Origin of the sequence: Micromonospora sp. NBRC 110009, assembly GCF_030518795.1 — a bacterium.
Lineage (GTDB): Bacteria > Actinomycetota > Actinomycetes > Mycobacteriales > Micromonosporaceae > Micromonospora.
Map to the genome: position 1 here is coordinate 5036621 of NZ_CP130427.1, position 13877 is coordinate 5050497.

A 13877-nucleotide genomic window follows, 5' to 3' on the forward strand; every position below is an offset into this window, starting at 1 on the left:
CCGACGGGTGCCGACGTCCCATCCCGGAAGGATCGGAGGGCGGAGATGACCGAACCCGAGGAGACCCGGGAGGACAGCGAGCGCAGCGAACCGATCGTGGCGCCTCCGACGGCCAACCCGTCCCGGGTCAAGGTGCCGCCGGAGGGCCTGCAGCAGCAGACCGACAAGGACGAGGGCGACCGGACGCCGTCCGGGCCGTCGCCGGGAGAGGAGGCGTGATGGTACGCGGAGGGCGCGTGGATCCTGAGGTCGACGTGATCTGGGACGACTTCCACGCCCTGGTGAACGTCCCCTCCGAGCAGCTGCGCCAGTGGTTGCTGACCCGCGGCTCGGGGGAGGAGACGTTCGGCCCCGACCCGGACATGGGCCTGCCCGAGCCGGGCCGGCACATCCTGCGGGTGCTCAGCAAGCGCAAGGTGGACCTGACCCGGCAGGACATCGAGGTGATGCAGGAGGCGATCGACCGCATCGAGTCCCTCATCGACGAGCGGCCGAGCCAGGGCAACACCGACAACGAGTGGCGGCACTCGCTGCTCGACCTGGGCCACGACGTCCTCGTCGAACGCTGACCCGGCCAGCCCGACGCCGTGCCCCCTCGCGGGGCACGGCGTCGGCGCGGGGCGGCCTACTCCGATTCCATGCTGGGCAGTTGCAGGCCGGCGGCGTCGGCCGCCGCCTGCCGGTCCGCGAGGGCGCGTTCCTCCCGGCTGAGCAGGTTGGCGTACTCGGTGATGTCCCCCGGTTCGGGCACCTCCGGCAGCCGGCGCAGGAAGGTCTCGACGTCGGCGGAGGCGGCGGTGTGCGCGGCGGCCGCCTGACGCAGCAGCTCCCGTTGGTCGGCGGCGGGGTACAGATCAGTCATGTCGCCGTGATACCCGCGTTCAGGCCGTTCGCACCCCGCCGGCCGTCACCGGCTGCGCGCCGAAGTCCGGGTGGCGGAGCAGCCAGGCCAGGTAGTCCGGGTGGTTGGCCAGCGCGTCGGTGTACGCGGCCACCGCCGTCTCCAGCACCGTCTCGGCCACCCGGGCGGCCGGCGCGTCCGGGTGCCAGCCGAGCAGCAGCCGCCAGCGCAGCGGCGCCCCGGCCAGCCGGCGGGTGACCAGACCGGCCACCGGCCGGAAGGTGGCCTGGCAGAGCGCCACCGCCTCGCCGGCGTCGACCAGATCGAGGCAGCCGCGCACGTCCGTCTCGTAGAGCTTGCGGGGGGTGAAACCGGCCCGGGCGCAGGCGGCGGCGAAGCAGTCGCCGAAGCAGCCGTCGCCCGGTGCCGCCACCCACTGCTCGCGCCGCAGGTCCACCAGGCGGATCTCGTCCCGGTCGGCCATCGGGTGGGTCTGCTTCAGCAGCACGAAGACCGGGTCGACGGCGACCTCCCGCCAGCTCAGCCCGAACTCGGCCGACGGGGCGGCGTCCCCGCAGGCCCCGGTGAGCGCGAAGTCCAGCCGGCCCCCGGCCACCAGCTGGGCCAGCTCGTCCCCCGACCAGGACGCGTACGTGCTGATCTGCACCTCGGGCCGCTCGGCGGCGAGCCGGTGCACCAGCCGGCCCAGGATCGGGCTGTTCACCCCGCCGAACCGGTAGCGGTTGAGCGGGTCACCCGCCCCGGCCAGCCTTGCCGCCTCGTCCTGAAGGCCCTTCATCGCCGGCAGCAGCACCCGGGCCCGGTCCAGCACCAGCTCGCCCAGCGCGGTGGGCCGGGCGCCGCGGCGATCCCGCTCGAAGAGCGGGCCGCCGAGCGCGCGTTCGATGCGCTGGAGCTGGGCGGTCAGCGCCGGCTGGGCCAGGCCGAGCGTCGAGGCGGCCTTGGTGACGCTCCCCGTCTCGGCGATCGCGCAGACCACCCGCAGGTGTCGCAGCTCCAGATTCATAGGGTGACGGTAGGACCACGAACGGGTATGCGGAAGGGTTGATCCGCCATCGGCCGGTGCCGATCAGTGGATGCCGCCGGCGGTCACTGCTCCCGGGGCCGTTCCAGGTCCGACAGGCGAGTGCGCCGGCCGGTCACCACGTCGCGCACCTTGTCCAGCACGCCCACCGCGGGCTCGACGATCTTGTTCCAGGGCGGGGTCGCCGGGGTGCCCGGGTGCGGCCGGGTCGGCGCCGCCTCCTCGGCGATCTCCCACCGGTTGCCCAGCCGGATCAGCTCGGCGTCGCTGGCCACCTCCCGCAGCGGGGTGACCAGGGCGGCGACCCGGCTCACGTGCCGGCGGACCCGCTCGGCCACCTCGGTCAGCCCGGGGTCGTCCGGCCCGGACAGTCCCTTCAGGGCGGTCAGCAGCGCCGCGTCCGCCTCGATCTCCCGGTCCACCAGCTCGGCGCCCTCCGGCACCGCCGCCCGGGCGGCGGGGAAGAGGTACTGCTCCTCGGCGGAGACGTGCCGGGACAGCGCGGCGGTGAGCACGTCGAGCACCTCCCGCCGCCGCGGCGCGGTCAGCCGCGGGTCGGTGACCTGCTCGACGAGGCCGAGCAGCGCCCGGTGCTCCCGGTCCACGAGGTCGGCCAGGCTCCGGCCGCCCGGCCGGTACGCATCGTCGGCGGCGGGCGGCAGCGGCGGCAGGGGGACGGTCATGGTGCCCTCCTCGACTGGTGGCTACGGCCATCCGGGCTCGGGGGGGGGGGGGGCCCCCCCCCGCCCCCCCCCCGCGACCCCGGACAACCGATCGACGGGTGTGGCGGTCCGGCGGTACCCGTCGGCGCGATCCGCGAAACCGCACGCGGGCGGGGGTGCGCCCACGTCGGGGCCGGCTGGTATGAAGATGCGATGACGAGCGACGCCGCCTCCGCCCGACCGGACCCCACCGCCGAGGTCGTGGATCTCTGCCGCGACCTGCTGCGCATCGACACCACCAACACCGGGGACAACGACACCAGCGTCGGGGAACGCCGCGCGGCGGAGTACGTCGCGGAGAAGCTCGCCGAGGTCGGCGTCGACGCGGAGATCCACGAGTCCGCACCCGGCCGGGCCAACCTGGTCGCCCGGATCCCCGGCACCGACCCGGGCCGCGACGCCCTGCTGGTGCACGGCCACCTCGACGTGGTCCCCGCGGACCCCGACGAGTGGTCGGTGCACCCGTTCTCCGGCGAGCTCCGCGACGGCTACCTGTGGGGCCGCGGCGCGATCGACATGAAGGACTTCGACGCCATGGTGCTGGCCGTGGTGCGCGGCTGGCAACGGTCCGGGGTGCGCCCGGCCCGGGACATCGTGCTCGCCTTCACCGCCGACGAGGAGGCTGGCAGCGACTACGGCGCGCACTTCATCGCCCAGCGGCACCGCGACGTCTTCGACGGCTGCACCGAGGCGATCGGCGAGGTCGGCGGCTTCTCCTACGCCATCGACGACCAGCGGCGCCTCTACCTCATCGAGACCGCCGAGAAGGGCATCGACTGGCTGCGCCTGCACGCCAAGGGCCGCCCGGGGCACGGCTCCTTCATCCACGACGACAACGCGGTCACCGCGCTGGCCGAGGCGGTCGCCCGGATCGGCCGGCACCGCTTCCCGATCACCGTCACCGACACCGTGCGGGCCTTCCTGGCGGAGGTCTCCGACATCCTCGGCATCGAGATCGACCCGGAGGACCCGGAGACCGCGATCGCCAAGCTCGGCCCGATCGCCAACATCGTCGGGGCGACGATCCGCAGCACCGCCAACCCGACCCGGCTCGCCGCCGGCTACAAGGACAACGTCATCCCGGGCCGGGCCACCGCCACCATCGACTGCCGCAGCCTGCCGGGCCAGTCGGAGCTGCTGGAGGAGCAGCTGCGCGAGCTGGTCGGCCCGGACATCGACATCGAGTACATCCAGCGCCAGCCGGCCCTGGAGACCACCTTCGACGGCGACCTGGTCGAGGCCATGTCCGCCGCGCTGCGCGCCGAGGACCCGGGCGCCCGGCCGGTGCCGTACATGCTCTCCGGCGGCACCGACGCCAAGGCCTTCTCGCGGCTCGGCATCCGCTGCTTCGGCTTCGCGCCGCTGCGGTTGCCCGCCGACCTCAATTTCTCCGGCCTGTTCCATGGCATCGACGAGCGGGTCCCGGTGGACGGACTACAGTTCGGCGTGCGGGTTCTCGACCGGTTTCTCCGCAACTGCTGATCGCGCCCGTCGCGTCACCGTCGGCGCGGAACCCCCCATCTGCGAAGGGACTGCCACCTATGACCGACCAGCACGGTGAGCTGGACGCCGCCCTGGAGCGCGTGATCGACGCGGCCCGCGCCCACCTGGCCGCCGTTCGCGCCGCCCAGGGGCGGATCGACGACGACAACGTCTGGCAGGCGTACGTCGCGTTGAACAACGCCTCCTTCGCGTACGACGAGCAGCTGCTCGACGCGTTCGGCGAGGTGACCCCGTGGGACGTGGAGTCGATCGACCCGGACGAGGCCGACGAGCGCTTCGGCGCCGCGGAGGGCGTGGAGGCCACCGACCCGCACCCGCGGGTCATCTCGGTGCGCCAGCGCCGCGACTACCGGGTGCCGAGCGTCTCCGCGCTGATCCGGGTGGCCGAGGCGGCCCGCCGCGAGGGCACCCCGGAGGAGGATGAGCCGGCCCCGGTCGAGGGGGTCGGCGAGGCGGTGCTGGAGCTGCTGCAGAGCGGCGACGGCTCGCTCGGCGCGCTGGACGTGCCCGAGCTGGAGCCGCTCGACGGCGTGGTCATGGTCAGCGAGGTCGGCACCCCGGTCGACCTGGAGTCGTTCGACGACGACGACCCGGTCGGCCCGTTCCAGCCGGCCGCCGAGGACCGGCTGGTCGGCCGGCTCGACGAGCACCCGTTCCTCGACCTCGACGAGGAGCACGACCACGACCACGCCCACTAGGCCGTGACGGCTCCGGGGCCTGACCGCAGGGTGCGGGCCCCGGGCGCCGGCACGGGTACGGCTGGCGCCGCCCTCAGTACGACAGGCCCGGCTGCGGCTGGTTGACCCGGCGACGGCGCAGCATCACCTGCCGCGTCCCGTCCCGGTACAGCCGCACCCGGGCCAGTTCCCATCCGGAGAACTCCGCCTGGATCGCCAGCTGCGCCGCGGCGGTCAACCGGTCGACATTCGCGGGCAACCGCAGCGGCGCGTATTCGTAGTCCATGCCCCCTATGCTGCCCAGCCCGATCGCCGACCGCCACCCCCTGACGGTGAGCCACGTCGCGCCGTGGCCGGCGGCGGGCTCAGCCGTCCCGTTCCGGGTAGCCGACCGGCACGGCCGAGACGTCGTCCAGCGCAGTGACGATCTCGTCCGGCAGGGTCATCCGCTCCACCTGCAGGGCGCCGAGCAGCTGCCCCACGGTCCGGGCGCCGAGGATCGGCGCGGTCACCCCGGGCCGGTCCCGGATCCAGGCCAGCGCCACCTCCAGCGGCGACACGCCCAGCCCACCCGCGGCGGTGGCCACCGCCTCCACGATGCTGGAGCAGCGCGGCTCCAGGTAGGTGGCGACGAAGCGCTCGAAGTGCGGCGAGGCGGCGCGGGAGTCGGCCGGCCGGCCGTGCCGGTACTTGCCGGTGAGCACCCCGCGACCCAGCGGCGACCAGGGCAGCACCCCCAGCCCCATCGCCGCGCAGGCGGGCAGCACCTCGCGCTCCACGCCCCGCTCCAGCAGCGAGTACTCGACCTGGGCGGCGACCACCGGGGCCCGCCCCGGCCAGGCGGCCTGCCAGGCGGCGGCGCGGGCGGTCTGCCAGCCGGAGAAGTTCGACACCCCCACGTACCGGGCCTTCCCGCTGGACACCGCGTGGTCCAGGGCGGCCAGGGTCTCCTCGAGCGGGGTGTCCGGGTCGTACCCGTGCACCTGCCAGAGGTCGACGTGGTCGGTGCCGAGCCGGCGCAGCGACGCGTCCAGCGTGCGCAGCAGGTGCCCGCGGGAGCCGTCCCGGCGGCGACCGCTGCCCGGCCGCAGCCCCGCCTTGGTGGCGATGAGCAGGTCGTCCCGGGGGACCAGGCTGCCCAGCAGCGAGCCGATCACCGACTCGGCGTCACCGTCGGCGTACACGTCGGCGGTGTCGACGAGGTTGCCGCCCGCGTCGAGGTAGCTCTTCAGCTGGGCGGCCGCGTCGTCGGCATCGGTGTCCCTTCCCCAGGTCATGGTGCCGAGCGCGAGCCGCGAAACCGCCAGCCCGCTTCGGCCGAGCGGTCGCTGTTGCATGGGTGAACCTTATTTCGAACCCGGCGTCACGGATATCCTCGCCCGGAGTCAAGTTCCTGCTCAACCTTCCGCCCGGGTGTGACCTTTTCGGGGTGACCGGTGATCGGCCGCCCCACCCGCATTGCGTAACCTGATGCGACCTGTCGTGCGGATGGTGGGAGGACCAGTGCGACTCGGACTCAGCCTCGGATACCAGACGGCGTGGAGCACGCCCGCCGACCACCTCGCCCTGGCACAGGAGGCGGACCGGCTCGGCTACTCGGTGGTGTGGGCGGCGGAGGCCTACGGCTCCGACTCGCCGAGCATGCTGGCCTGGATGGCCGGCCAGACCGAGCGGATCGACGTGGGCGCCGCGGTGATGCAGATCCCCGCCCGTACCCCGGCGATGACCGCGATGACGGCGGCGACCATCGACGCGCTCTCCGGCGGCCGGTTCCGGCTCGGCCTGGGAGTCTCCGGCCCGCAGGTCTCCGAGGGCTGGCACGGCGTCCGCTTCGCCAAGCCGCTGGCCCGGACCCGGGAGTACGTCGACATCGTGAAGCTGGCGGTCGCCCGCAAGGAGGTCGCGTACGACGGCGAGCACTACACGCTGCCGCTGCCGGACGGGCCGGGCAAGGCGCTGCGGCTCGGCTTCCACCCGCCGCGCGAGCACATCCCGATCTACCTGGCCGCGGTCGGCCCGAAGAACCTGGAGCTGGCCGGGGAGATCGCCGACGGCTGGCTCGCCGTCTTCTACGCCCCCGAGTTCGCCGAGGAGCAGCTCGCCTCCGTCGGGGCCGGGCGGGCCAAGGCCGGCAAGGAGCTGGCCGGCTTCGACGTGGTCCCGTCCGTGCCGGTGGTGGTCGGCGACGACATCGCCTCCTGCGCCGAGCTGGTCCGCTGGTACGCCGCCCTCTACGTCGGCGGGATGGGCAGCCGGCAGCAGAACTTCTACAACCAGCTCGCCACCCGGATGGGCTACGGCGACGCCGCCCGCGAGGTGCAGGACCTCTACCTCGCCAAGCGGCAGCGCGACGCCGCCGCAGCCGTGCCGATGGAGTTCATCGACCGCACCTCCCTGCTCGGCCCGAAGGAGCGCATCGCCGAGCGGATGCGGGACTACGCCGCCGCCGGCGTGACCACCCTCTCGGTGACCCTGTTCGTGGCCGACCGGGAGAGCGGCGTGCAGACGCTGCGTACCGTCGCCGAGGCGCTGGAGCTCGCCGGAGTCGGCGAATGACCTGGGTCGAGGCCATCGTCCTGGGCATCGTCCAGGGGCTCACGGAGTTCCTGCCGGTCTCGTCCTCTGGACACCTGCGGATCACCTCGGCGATCTTCTTCGGCCGGGACGCCGGGGCGTCGTTCACCGCGGTGACCCAGCTCGGCACCGAGGCGGCGGTGCTCATCTACTTCTTCAAGGACATCTGGCGGATCGTCCGGACCTGGTTCCTCGGCCTGGTGGACCGCTCGGTCCGCGCCAGCCTCGACTACCGAATGGGCTGGTACGTCATCATCGGCACGATCCCGATCGGGCTCTTCGGGCTGCTGTTCAAGGACCAGATCCGCACCGCCGGCCGGAACCTGTGGCTGATCTCCTTCACGCTGATCTTCTTCGCGATGGTGCTGGCCTTCGCCGAGTACTGGGGGCGGCAGACCCGCACGCTGGAGAACTTCCGGATGCGCGACGGCGTCATCATGGGCTTCGCCCAGGCCATGGCGCTGATCCCGGGCGTCTCCCGCTCCGGCGGCACGCTCACCGCCGGCCTGCTGCTCAACCTCACCCGGGAGACGGCGGCGCGCTACTCGTTCCTGCTGGCCATCCCCGCCGTGGTGATCTCCGGCGTGTTCAGCATCCCGGACGTCTTCGAGCCGTCCGCGCCGGGCACCGCCGCGCCCAGCGGGGCGCAGATGGTCGTCGCCACGGCGATCGCCTTCGCCATCGGGTACGCGGCCATCGCCTGGCTGTTGCGCTACGTCGCGCACCACACCCTGTACCTGTTCGTCCTCTACCGGGTGGCGCTCGGCTCCCTGGTCCTCTGCCTGCTCCTCACCGGGACGATCAGCGCCACCTGATTCTCCGGGTGACCGGCTCCGGCCGGTCGAGATGAAGACGCCGCTGGCCGGCACCCGTGTTCGGGTGCCGGCCAGCGGCTTGGTGCGCTTGTGTGGTTGTCAGCTGTTCCAGTGCTGGGCGACGAGGTCGGCGGCCTGCTGCTCCCACTGGGCGTAGGCGTCCGGGTAGGCCGAGACCTGCACGGTCTGGGCGGCCTGGGTCAGCGGCATGTCCTGCCACCCGTCGACCTGCTTCAGGCCCTTCTCGAAGGCCAGGGTCGAGTACTCGGGGTTGGTGATCTGCTCCGGCGTACCCCAACCGCTGGAGGGGCGCTGCTGGAACAGGCCCAGCGAGTCGTGGTCGTTGGCGTCGCCGAGGTGGCCCAGGTTCTCCAGCTTCGACTCCTGCAGGCTCGTGGCGATCGAGATCACCGCGGCCCGCTCCGGCAGACCCGCCTTCTTCGTCGCCGCAATGATCGCCTTCGCATTACCGACCTGCTCATCGGAGAGGTCGATGCGCGACTGGGCGCCCTGCACACCATGCGGAATCAGCTTGCCCATATCCGGCTTGTCGGCCTGCACGACCGCGACCGGCTTCACCTGGCTGGTCGGGGTGTCGGCGTGAGCGGCGATCGGACCGGCGAACACACCACCGGTGAAAGCCAGACCAGCAACACCCAGCACGCTCTTACGCAGCATCGAGTTCATGACAAAGCTCCATTCGGGGGTTTGGCGTCCACGCCCAAAAGGGGGGTCAGGCAGCAGACGCAAGCACCGTCAGGCGCTCAAACAAGGGGAAAGTCTTCGACCGGCAGGCCCGCGGGGCATCGGGGGAACGCCTCTTCGCGGCGCCGGGACCATGTGTAACGACCGGCGGCCCACCATCATTCCGGCGGCCACGCACCCGCCTCGGCGGCGCGTCTTCCTCGGTCGTTCACCCGTGTTCAACGACCCCCGCCCACCCACGATTCCGGCCCCGGGATGCCACCGGTCACACCCGGAAACCGGACACACCACCCCGTCACGGGCCAGGCGGCGCAGGCCCCGGCACGGTCAGTGGAACACCAAGGAGGTCACCGGAGCCCGGAGACAGCCATGACGTTCCACCCAGCACATCCCGGCCAGCCCACAACCGGACAAAACAGCCCGCGCTCCGTGCGGAGCAGGGCGGCAGCGTCGTGGGCCCGCCGCCGGAAGACCTGGAACCAGACATCCGGCGTACCTCAGGCGCAGACCGCGCAGGCCGCACGGCGCCGGCCCCAACAACCGCAACCAGGCAAGGCACGCAGCGGGAAATGCAAGGACCTAGGGTGGTCAGGGTGGCGACCCTTCTGCTTCTGCGACACGGCCGGACCACCGCGAACGCCGACGGCGGACTGGCCGGCCGGCAACCGGTCGAGCTGGACGAGACCGGTCGGACCCAGGCCACGGCGGTCGGCGAGCGGCTGAAGGGGCTCCCGCTGGCGGCGGTGGTGACCAGCCCGCTGATCCGCTGCCGGCAGACCCTGGAGCTGGCCCTGCCCGAGGCCGAGCCGGTGGTGGAGGAGGGGCTGATCGAGTGCGGCTACGGCGCCTGGGAGGGGCAGCCGCTGAAGAAGCTGGCGAAGGAGCCGCTCTGGCCGGTGGTCCAGCAGCACCCGAGCGCGGCCATCTTCCCGGAGGGGGAGTCGATGGCGGCGATGGCGGCGCGGGCGGTCGCGGCGGTGCGTGCCTGGGACGCGCGGGTGAGCGCCGAGCACGGGCCGGAGGCGGTCTGGCTGGCCTGCAGCCACGGCGATGTGATCAAGGCCATCGTGGCCGACGCGCTCGGCGTACATCTGGATCTTTTCCAGCGGATCGTGGCGGACCCGGCGTCGGTCACGGCGATCCGTTACACGCCGCTGCGGCCGTTCCTGGTCCGGCTGAACGACACCGGCGGTGACCTGGCCGGCCTGGTGCCGCCGCCGCGCAAGCGGCGCCGGCGGGCGGTGCGGGCGACGGACTCGGACGCGGCGGTGGGCGGCGGCGCGGGGGCGGCCCGGTGAGCGGCTCCGCCACGCCCGGCGACGGCCCGGGTGGGTCCTGGCGTTTCGCCCTGGGCGGATTCGCAGTCGGTGCGCTGCGCGACGCTCCCACCCTCCGGATAGGGTCGTGGGTATGACCCACCAGGTGCACGCCTTCGAGCCGCCCGAGCGGTTCGTCGCCGGAACCGTCGGCCCGCCGGGGGAGCGTACGTTCTTCCTGCAGGCGCGCGGCGGTGGCCGGCTGGTCAGCGTCGCGCTGGAGAAGGTCCAGGTGACCCTGCTGGCGGAGAAGCTGGAGGAGCTGCTCTCCGAGGCGCAGCGCCGGTTCGGCGTCGACCTGCCGGAGCTGCCGGCCGCGGTCGGCGACAACGACCCGCTGGACACGCCGGTCGACGAGGAGTTCCGGGTCGGCACGCTGGGCCTGGCCTTCGACGTGGACACCGCCACCGTGGTGATCGAGGCGATCGCCGTCGGGGAGGCGGAGGTCGAGGTCGCGCTGGGCGAGGCCGACGACGACGAGGACGAGGACCCGGACGAGCCGGACGACGACCTGGACCGGCTCCGCGTCCGGCTGACCCCCGAGGCGACCCGTGCGTTCATCGAGCGGGCCCGCCGGGTGGTCAACGCCGGCCGTCCGCCCTGCCCGCTCTGCGGCCAGCCGTTGGACCCGGCGGGTCACCTCTGCCCGCGGCACAACGGTTATCACCGGTGACCTCGTCGGAGCTGCAGCCCCGACAGCACGGTGCCGCCGCGCTGCGACTGCTCAGCGACGGTGAGTTGGCCCTGGAGGGGCGGCTGGTCGACGCCTCCAACACGACCCTGCGCGGCATCCTCACCCTCGACGGGATGACGGCCCGCTGCGTCTACAAGCCGGTACGTGGGGAGCGTCCGCTCTGGGACTTCCCGGACGGCACGCTCGCCGGCCGGGAGGTCGCGGCGTACCTGGTCGCCCGGGCCACCGGCTGGGAGCTGGTGCCGCCGACGGTGCTGCGGGACGGCCCGTTCGGCCCGGGTTCCTGCCAGCTCTGGATCGACGAGCCGGAGGACGCCGAGCCACTGGTCGGGTTCGTGCCGGCCGAGGCGGTGCCGCCGCGCTGGTTCCCGGTGGCCACGGCCCGCGACGACGACGGGGCCGCGTACGCGCTCGCGCACGCCGACGACCCGCGGCTGGCCCGCCTCGCCGTCCTCGATGCGGTGATCAACAACGCCGACCGCAAGGGCGGCCATGTGCTCGTGGGCCCGGACGACCGGATCTACGGGGTCGACCACGGCGTCTGCTTCCACGTCGAGGAGAAGCTGCGGACGGTCCTCTGGGGCTGGGCCGGCCGGGAGCTGCCGCCGGACGCGGTGGGGGTGCTCGACGGGCTGGCCGGCCAGCTCGCCGGCGCCCTCGGTGACGAGCTCGCCGAGCACCTGACGATCAGCGAGGTCGCCGAGCTGGCGGCGCGGGTGGACCGGCTGCGGGGGACCGGCCGCTTCCCGCTGCCCCCGGAGGACTGGCCGGCCATGCCCTGGCCGCCGATCTGAGCCGTTGTCGCGTTGATCACCCGTGGCCCGGCACCCGGGCGCCTGACAGATCGTTAGGCTGACGGTCATGGAGTCTTGGGCGGGACACGAGGTGCCACGGCTGCCGGGCAGGGGCGAGCCACTGCGGTTGTACGACTCGGCACGGCAAGGTCGCCACCCCAGCCGGCCCGACGGGGACGCCGCCATGTACGTCTGCGGCATCACCCCGTACGACGCCACCCACCTGGGCCACGCCGCCACCATGATCACGTTCGACCTGGTGCAGCGGATGTGGCGGGACGCCGGCCTGACCGTGCGCTACGTGCAGAACGTCACCGACATCGACGACCCGCTGCTGGAGCGGGCCGAGCGCGACGGCGAGGACTGGAAGGTCCTGGCGATGCGGGAGACCGCGCTGTTCCGGGAGGACATGGAGGCGCTGCGGATCATCCCGCCGGCGCACTACGTCGGCGCGGTGGAGTCGATCCCGGACATCGCCGAGAAGGTGCTCGTGCTGCTCAAGGACGGCGCCGCGTACCGGCTCGACGACGGCACCGGCGACGTCTACTTCGACATCAGCGCCGCCCCGGAGTTCGGCTACGAGTCGAACCTGTCCCGCGAGGAGATGCTGGAGATCTTCCCGGAGCGCGGCGGCGACCCGGATCGGGCCGGCAAGCGGGACCCGCTGGACCCGCTGCTGTGGCGGGGTGCCCGGGAGGGCGAGCCGTCCTGGCCGGGCGGTGAGCTGGGCGCCGGCCGGCCCGGCTGGCACATCGAGTGCGCGGTGATCGCGCTGAACCTCCTCGGTGACCGGATCGCCGTGCAGGGCGGCGGCAACGACCTGCTCTTCCCGCACCACGAGTGTTCGGCGGCGCACGCCGAGCGGCTCACCGGCCAGGCCCCGTTCGCCGACCACTACGTGCACGCCGGCATGATCGGCCTGGACGGCGAGAAGATGTCGAAGTCCAAGGGCAACCTGGTCTTCGTCTCCCGGCTGCGCGCGGACCGGGTGGACCCGATGGCGGTGCGGCTGGCCCTGCTGAGCGGGCACTACCGTGCCGACCGCTCGTGGACCGACGAGCTGCTCACGGCCGCCCAGGAGCGGCTGGCCCGCTGGCGGCGGGCCGCCGCCGTGCCGGCCGGTCCGTCCGGGCCGGCGTTCCTGGCCGCGGTACGCGCCCTGCTCGCCGACGACCTCGACACCCCCGGCGCCCTGGCGGTGGCCGACGACTGGGCGGCGCGGGCGCTGGCCGGGGTGGCCGACGACGCGGCGGCGCCGGGGCTCTTCGCCGACACCGTCGACGCGCTCCTCGGCATCCGCCTGTAGGGAAGGCCCCCGCTCAACGCGTGCGGTGGAGAGGGGAAGTCCCTCTCCACGCTCACGCCCGGTGGGGTGTCAGCCGAGGACGAGGCCGGGGTCCGGGTCGGGCTGCTCGGCCGGGGCGGGGATCCGGTACTCCTCGGTGAGGGTGGTCATCGGGCCGGGCCAGGTGGCCTGGGCGACTTCGATCGGCTTGCGCCGCTCGTCGTACGCGACGTGCAGCAGGTGCAGCACCGGGGTGTCGGGGCGGATCTGCAACGTCTCCGCCTCCTCCCGGCTGGGCTGCCGGGCGCTGATCGTGTCGGCGGCGGTGACGTAGCGCCGGCCGGTGGCCTCCTCGGCCTCCTGGTACAGCGGGCGCCCGAAGGCCTCGGCTCGCTCCAGGGAGGTGCCGGCGGTGTCGGCCGGCAGGAACCAGGAGGCGCCGACCTCGACCGGGGACTCGTCGGTGCGGACCAGGTGGCGCCGGCAGAGCAGCTCGGTGCCGTCGGCGACCCCGAAGGCGTCGGCGACCTCGGGCGGGGCGGGGGACCGGCCGACGGAGACGAGCTGCTGCTTGTACCGGGCGGCCAGATCGGTGTGGTAGCCGCGGAAGCCGCCGTAGCGGCCCCGGGACAGGCGGTTGAGGCGGCGCCGGGTGCCCCGGACGTACGTACCGGAGCCGGGCTTGGTGATCAGGACGCCCTCGACCCGCAGCTGGTCGACGGCGCGCTGCACGGTCTGCTTCGCCACGCCGAACATCTCGGCGATGGCCGGGATGGACGGCAACCGCTCGCCGGGGGCCCAGTCGCCGCGGCGGACCTGGGCCTTGAGCTGAGCGGCGATCTGCCGGTGCGGGAATTCGGCCGCGCCGGGATTGATCTGCATGCCCGCCTCCTCACGACAGCTAGG

Annotated in this window: 17 protein-coding genes; 10 read left to right on the top strand and 7 right to left on the bottom strand. The window is 73.3% G+C overall.

What is annotated here, in order from left to right; translation table 11 throughout:
• Positions 1–45 precede the first annotated feature (45 nt).
• Together Q2K19_RS23920 and Q2K19_RS23925 are read left to right on the top strand one after the other, a co-directional pair.
• Positions 46–219, top strand: a complete 174-nt coding sequence (locus Q2K19_RS23920; protein ID WP_302763893.1) for a hypothetical protein — start codon at positions 46–48, stop codon at positions 217–219.
• Complete coding sequence (locus Q2K19_RS23925; protein WP_302763895.1) at positions 219–569, top strand: DUF3140 domain-containing protein; 351 nt, start codon at positions 219–221, stop codon at positions 567–569. Before Q2K19_RS23920 ends, Q2K19_RS23925 begins: the two co-directional genes overlap by 1 nt.
• A gap of 56 nt (positions 570–625) precedes the next feature.
• On the opposite strand, the gene Q2K19_RS23930 is transcribed toward Q2K19_RS23925, so the two are convergent.
• The 3 genes from Q2K19_RS23930 to Q2K19_RS23940 all read right to left on the bottom strand — a co-directional run bounded on the left by Q2K19_RS23930 (position 626) and on the right by Q2K19_RS23940 (position 2569).
• Positions 626–862, bottom strand: coding sequence for a hypothetical protein (locus Q2K19_RS23930; RefSeq protein WP_302763896.1), 237 nt, complete (start codon positions 860–862; stop codon positions 626–628).
• A 19-nt stretch (positions 863–881) separates the two neighbouring features.
• Positions 882–1868: a LysR family transcriptional regulator gene (locus Q2K19_RS23935; RefSeq protein ID WP_302763899.1), complete on the bottom strand. Its 987-nt coding sequence runs from the start codon at positions 1866–1868 to the stop codon at positions 882–884.
• An 83-nt stretch (positions 1869–1951) separates the two neighbouring features.
• Positions 1952–2569, bottom strand: a complete 618-nt coding sequence (locus Q2K19_RS23940) for a hemerythrin domain-containing protein (protein WP_302763900.1) — start codon at positions 2567–2569, stop codon at positions 1952–1954.
• A gap of 192 nt (positions 2570–2761) precedes the next feature.
• Here Q2K19_RS23940 and Q2K19_RS23945 point away from each other — a divergent pair, with 192 nt between their 5' ends.
• The gene (locus tag Q2K19_RS23945; RefSeq protein ID WP_302763903.1) at positions 2762–4090 is read left to right on the top strand and encodes a M20/M25/M40 family metallo-hydrolase; all 1329 of its coding nucleotides are present in this window, start codon (positions 2762–2764) and stop codon (positions 4088–4090) included.
• Positions 4091–4149: 59 nt separating this feature from the next.
• Positions 4150–4809, top strand: coding sequence for a hypothetical protein (locus Q2K19_RS23950; RefSeq protein ID WP_302763904.1), 660 nt, complete (start codon positions 4150–4152; stop codon positions 4807–4809).
• A 73-nt stretch (positions 4810–4882) separates the two neighbouring features.
• Here the strand turns inward: Q2K19_RS23950 and Q2K19_RS23955 are convergent, their stop codons facing one another.
• Entirely contained in the window at positions 4883–5074 is a 192-nt protein-coding gene (locus Q2K19_RS23955; RefSeq protein WP_073838148.1) for a DUF5703 family protein, read from the bottom strand.
• Between the two features lie 79 nt (positions 5075–5153).
• Complete coding sequence (locus tag Q2K19_RS23960) at positions 5154–6125, bottom strand: aldo/keto reductase (RefSeq protein WP_302763907.1); 972 nt, start codon at positions 6123–6125, stop codon at positions 5154–5156.
• A gap of 166 nt (positions 6126–6291) precedes the next feature.
• On the opposite strand from Q2K19_RS23960, the gene Q2K19_RS23965 reads away from it, so the two are divergent.
• Together Q2K19_RS23965 and Q2K19_RS23970 are read left to right on the top strand one after the other, a co-directional pair.
• A complete protein-coding gene (locus Q2K19_RS23965) occupies positions 6292–7344 on the top strand; it encodes an LLM class F420-dependent oxidoreductase (RefSeq protein WP_302763908.1) in 1053 nt (350 codons plus the stop codon).
• On the top strand, positions 7341–8177 hold the full coding sequence (locus Q2K19_RS23970; protein WP_302763909.1) for an undecaprenyl-diphosphate phosphatase: 837 nt from the start codon (positions 7341–7343) through the stop codon (positions 8175–8177). The genes Q2K19_RS23965 and Q2K19_RS23970 overlap by 4 nt, the downstream gene beginning before the upstream one ends.
• A 99-nt stretch (positions 8178–8276) precedes the next feature.
• Here Q2K19_RS23970 and Q2K19_RS23975 read toward each other — a convergent pair whose 3' ends face one another.
• On the bottom strand, positions 8277–8864 hold the full coding sequence (locus Q2K19_RS23975; RefSeq protein WP_302763910.1) for a hypothetical protein: 588 nt from the start codon (positions 8862–8864) through the stop codon (positions 8277–8279).
• Positions 8865–9466: 602 nt separating this feature from the next.
• On the opposite strand from Q2K19_RS23975, the gene Q2K19_RS23980 reads away from it, so the two are divergent.
• From Q2K19_RS23980 to mshC, 4 genes are all read left to right on the top strand, one after another.
• Positions 9467–10180 carry a histidine phosphatase family protein gene (locus tag Q2K19_RS23980; protein WP_302763912.1) on the top strand — a complete coding sequence of 238 codons (714 nt, stop codon included), beginning with the start codon at positions 9467–9469 and terminating at the stop codon, positions 10178–10180.
• A 112-nt stretch (positions 10181–10292) separates the two neighbouring features.
• Positions 10293–10871 carry a DUF3090 domain-containing protein gene (locus Q2K19_RS23985; protein WP_302763914.1) on the top strand — a complete coding sequence of 193 codons (579 nt, stop codon included), beginning with the start codon at positions 10293–10295 and terminating at the stop codon, positions 10869–10871.
• The gene (locus tag Q2K19_RS23990; RefSeq protein WP_302763917.1) at positions 10868–11686 is read left to right on the top strand and encodes an SCO1664 family protein; all 819 of its coding nucleotides are present in this window, start codon (positions 10868–10870) and stop codon (positions 11684–11686) included. Before Q2K19_RS23985 ends, Q2K19_RS23990 begins: the two co-directional genes overlap by 4 nt.
• A 67-nt stretch (positions 11687–11753) precedes the next feature.
• Positions 11754–12992, top strand: coding sequence for a cysteine--1-D-myo-inosityl 2-amino-2-deoxy-alpha-D-glucopyranoside ligase (gene mshC, locus Q2K19_RS23995; RefSeq protein ID WP_302763919.1), 1239 nt, complete (start codon positions 11754–11756; stop codon positions 12990–12992).
• A gap of 69 nt (positions 12993–13061) precedes the next feature.
• Here mshC and Q2K19_RS24000 read toward each other — a convergent pair whose 3' ends face one another.
• A complete protein-coding gene (locus Q2K19_RS24000) occupies positions 13062–13853 on the bottom strand; it encodes a GntR family transcriptional regulator (RefSeq protein WP_302763920.1) in 792 nt (263 codons plus the stop codon).
• Positions 13854–13877 lie beyond the last annotated feature (24 nt).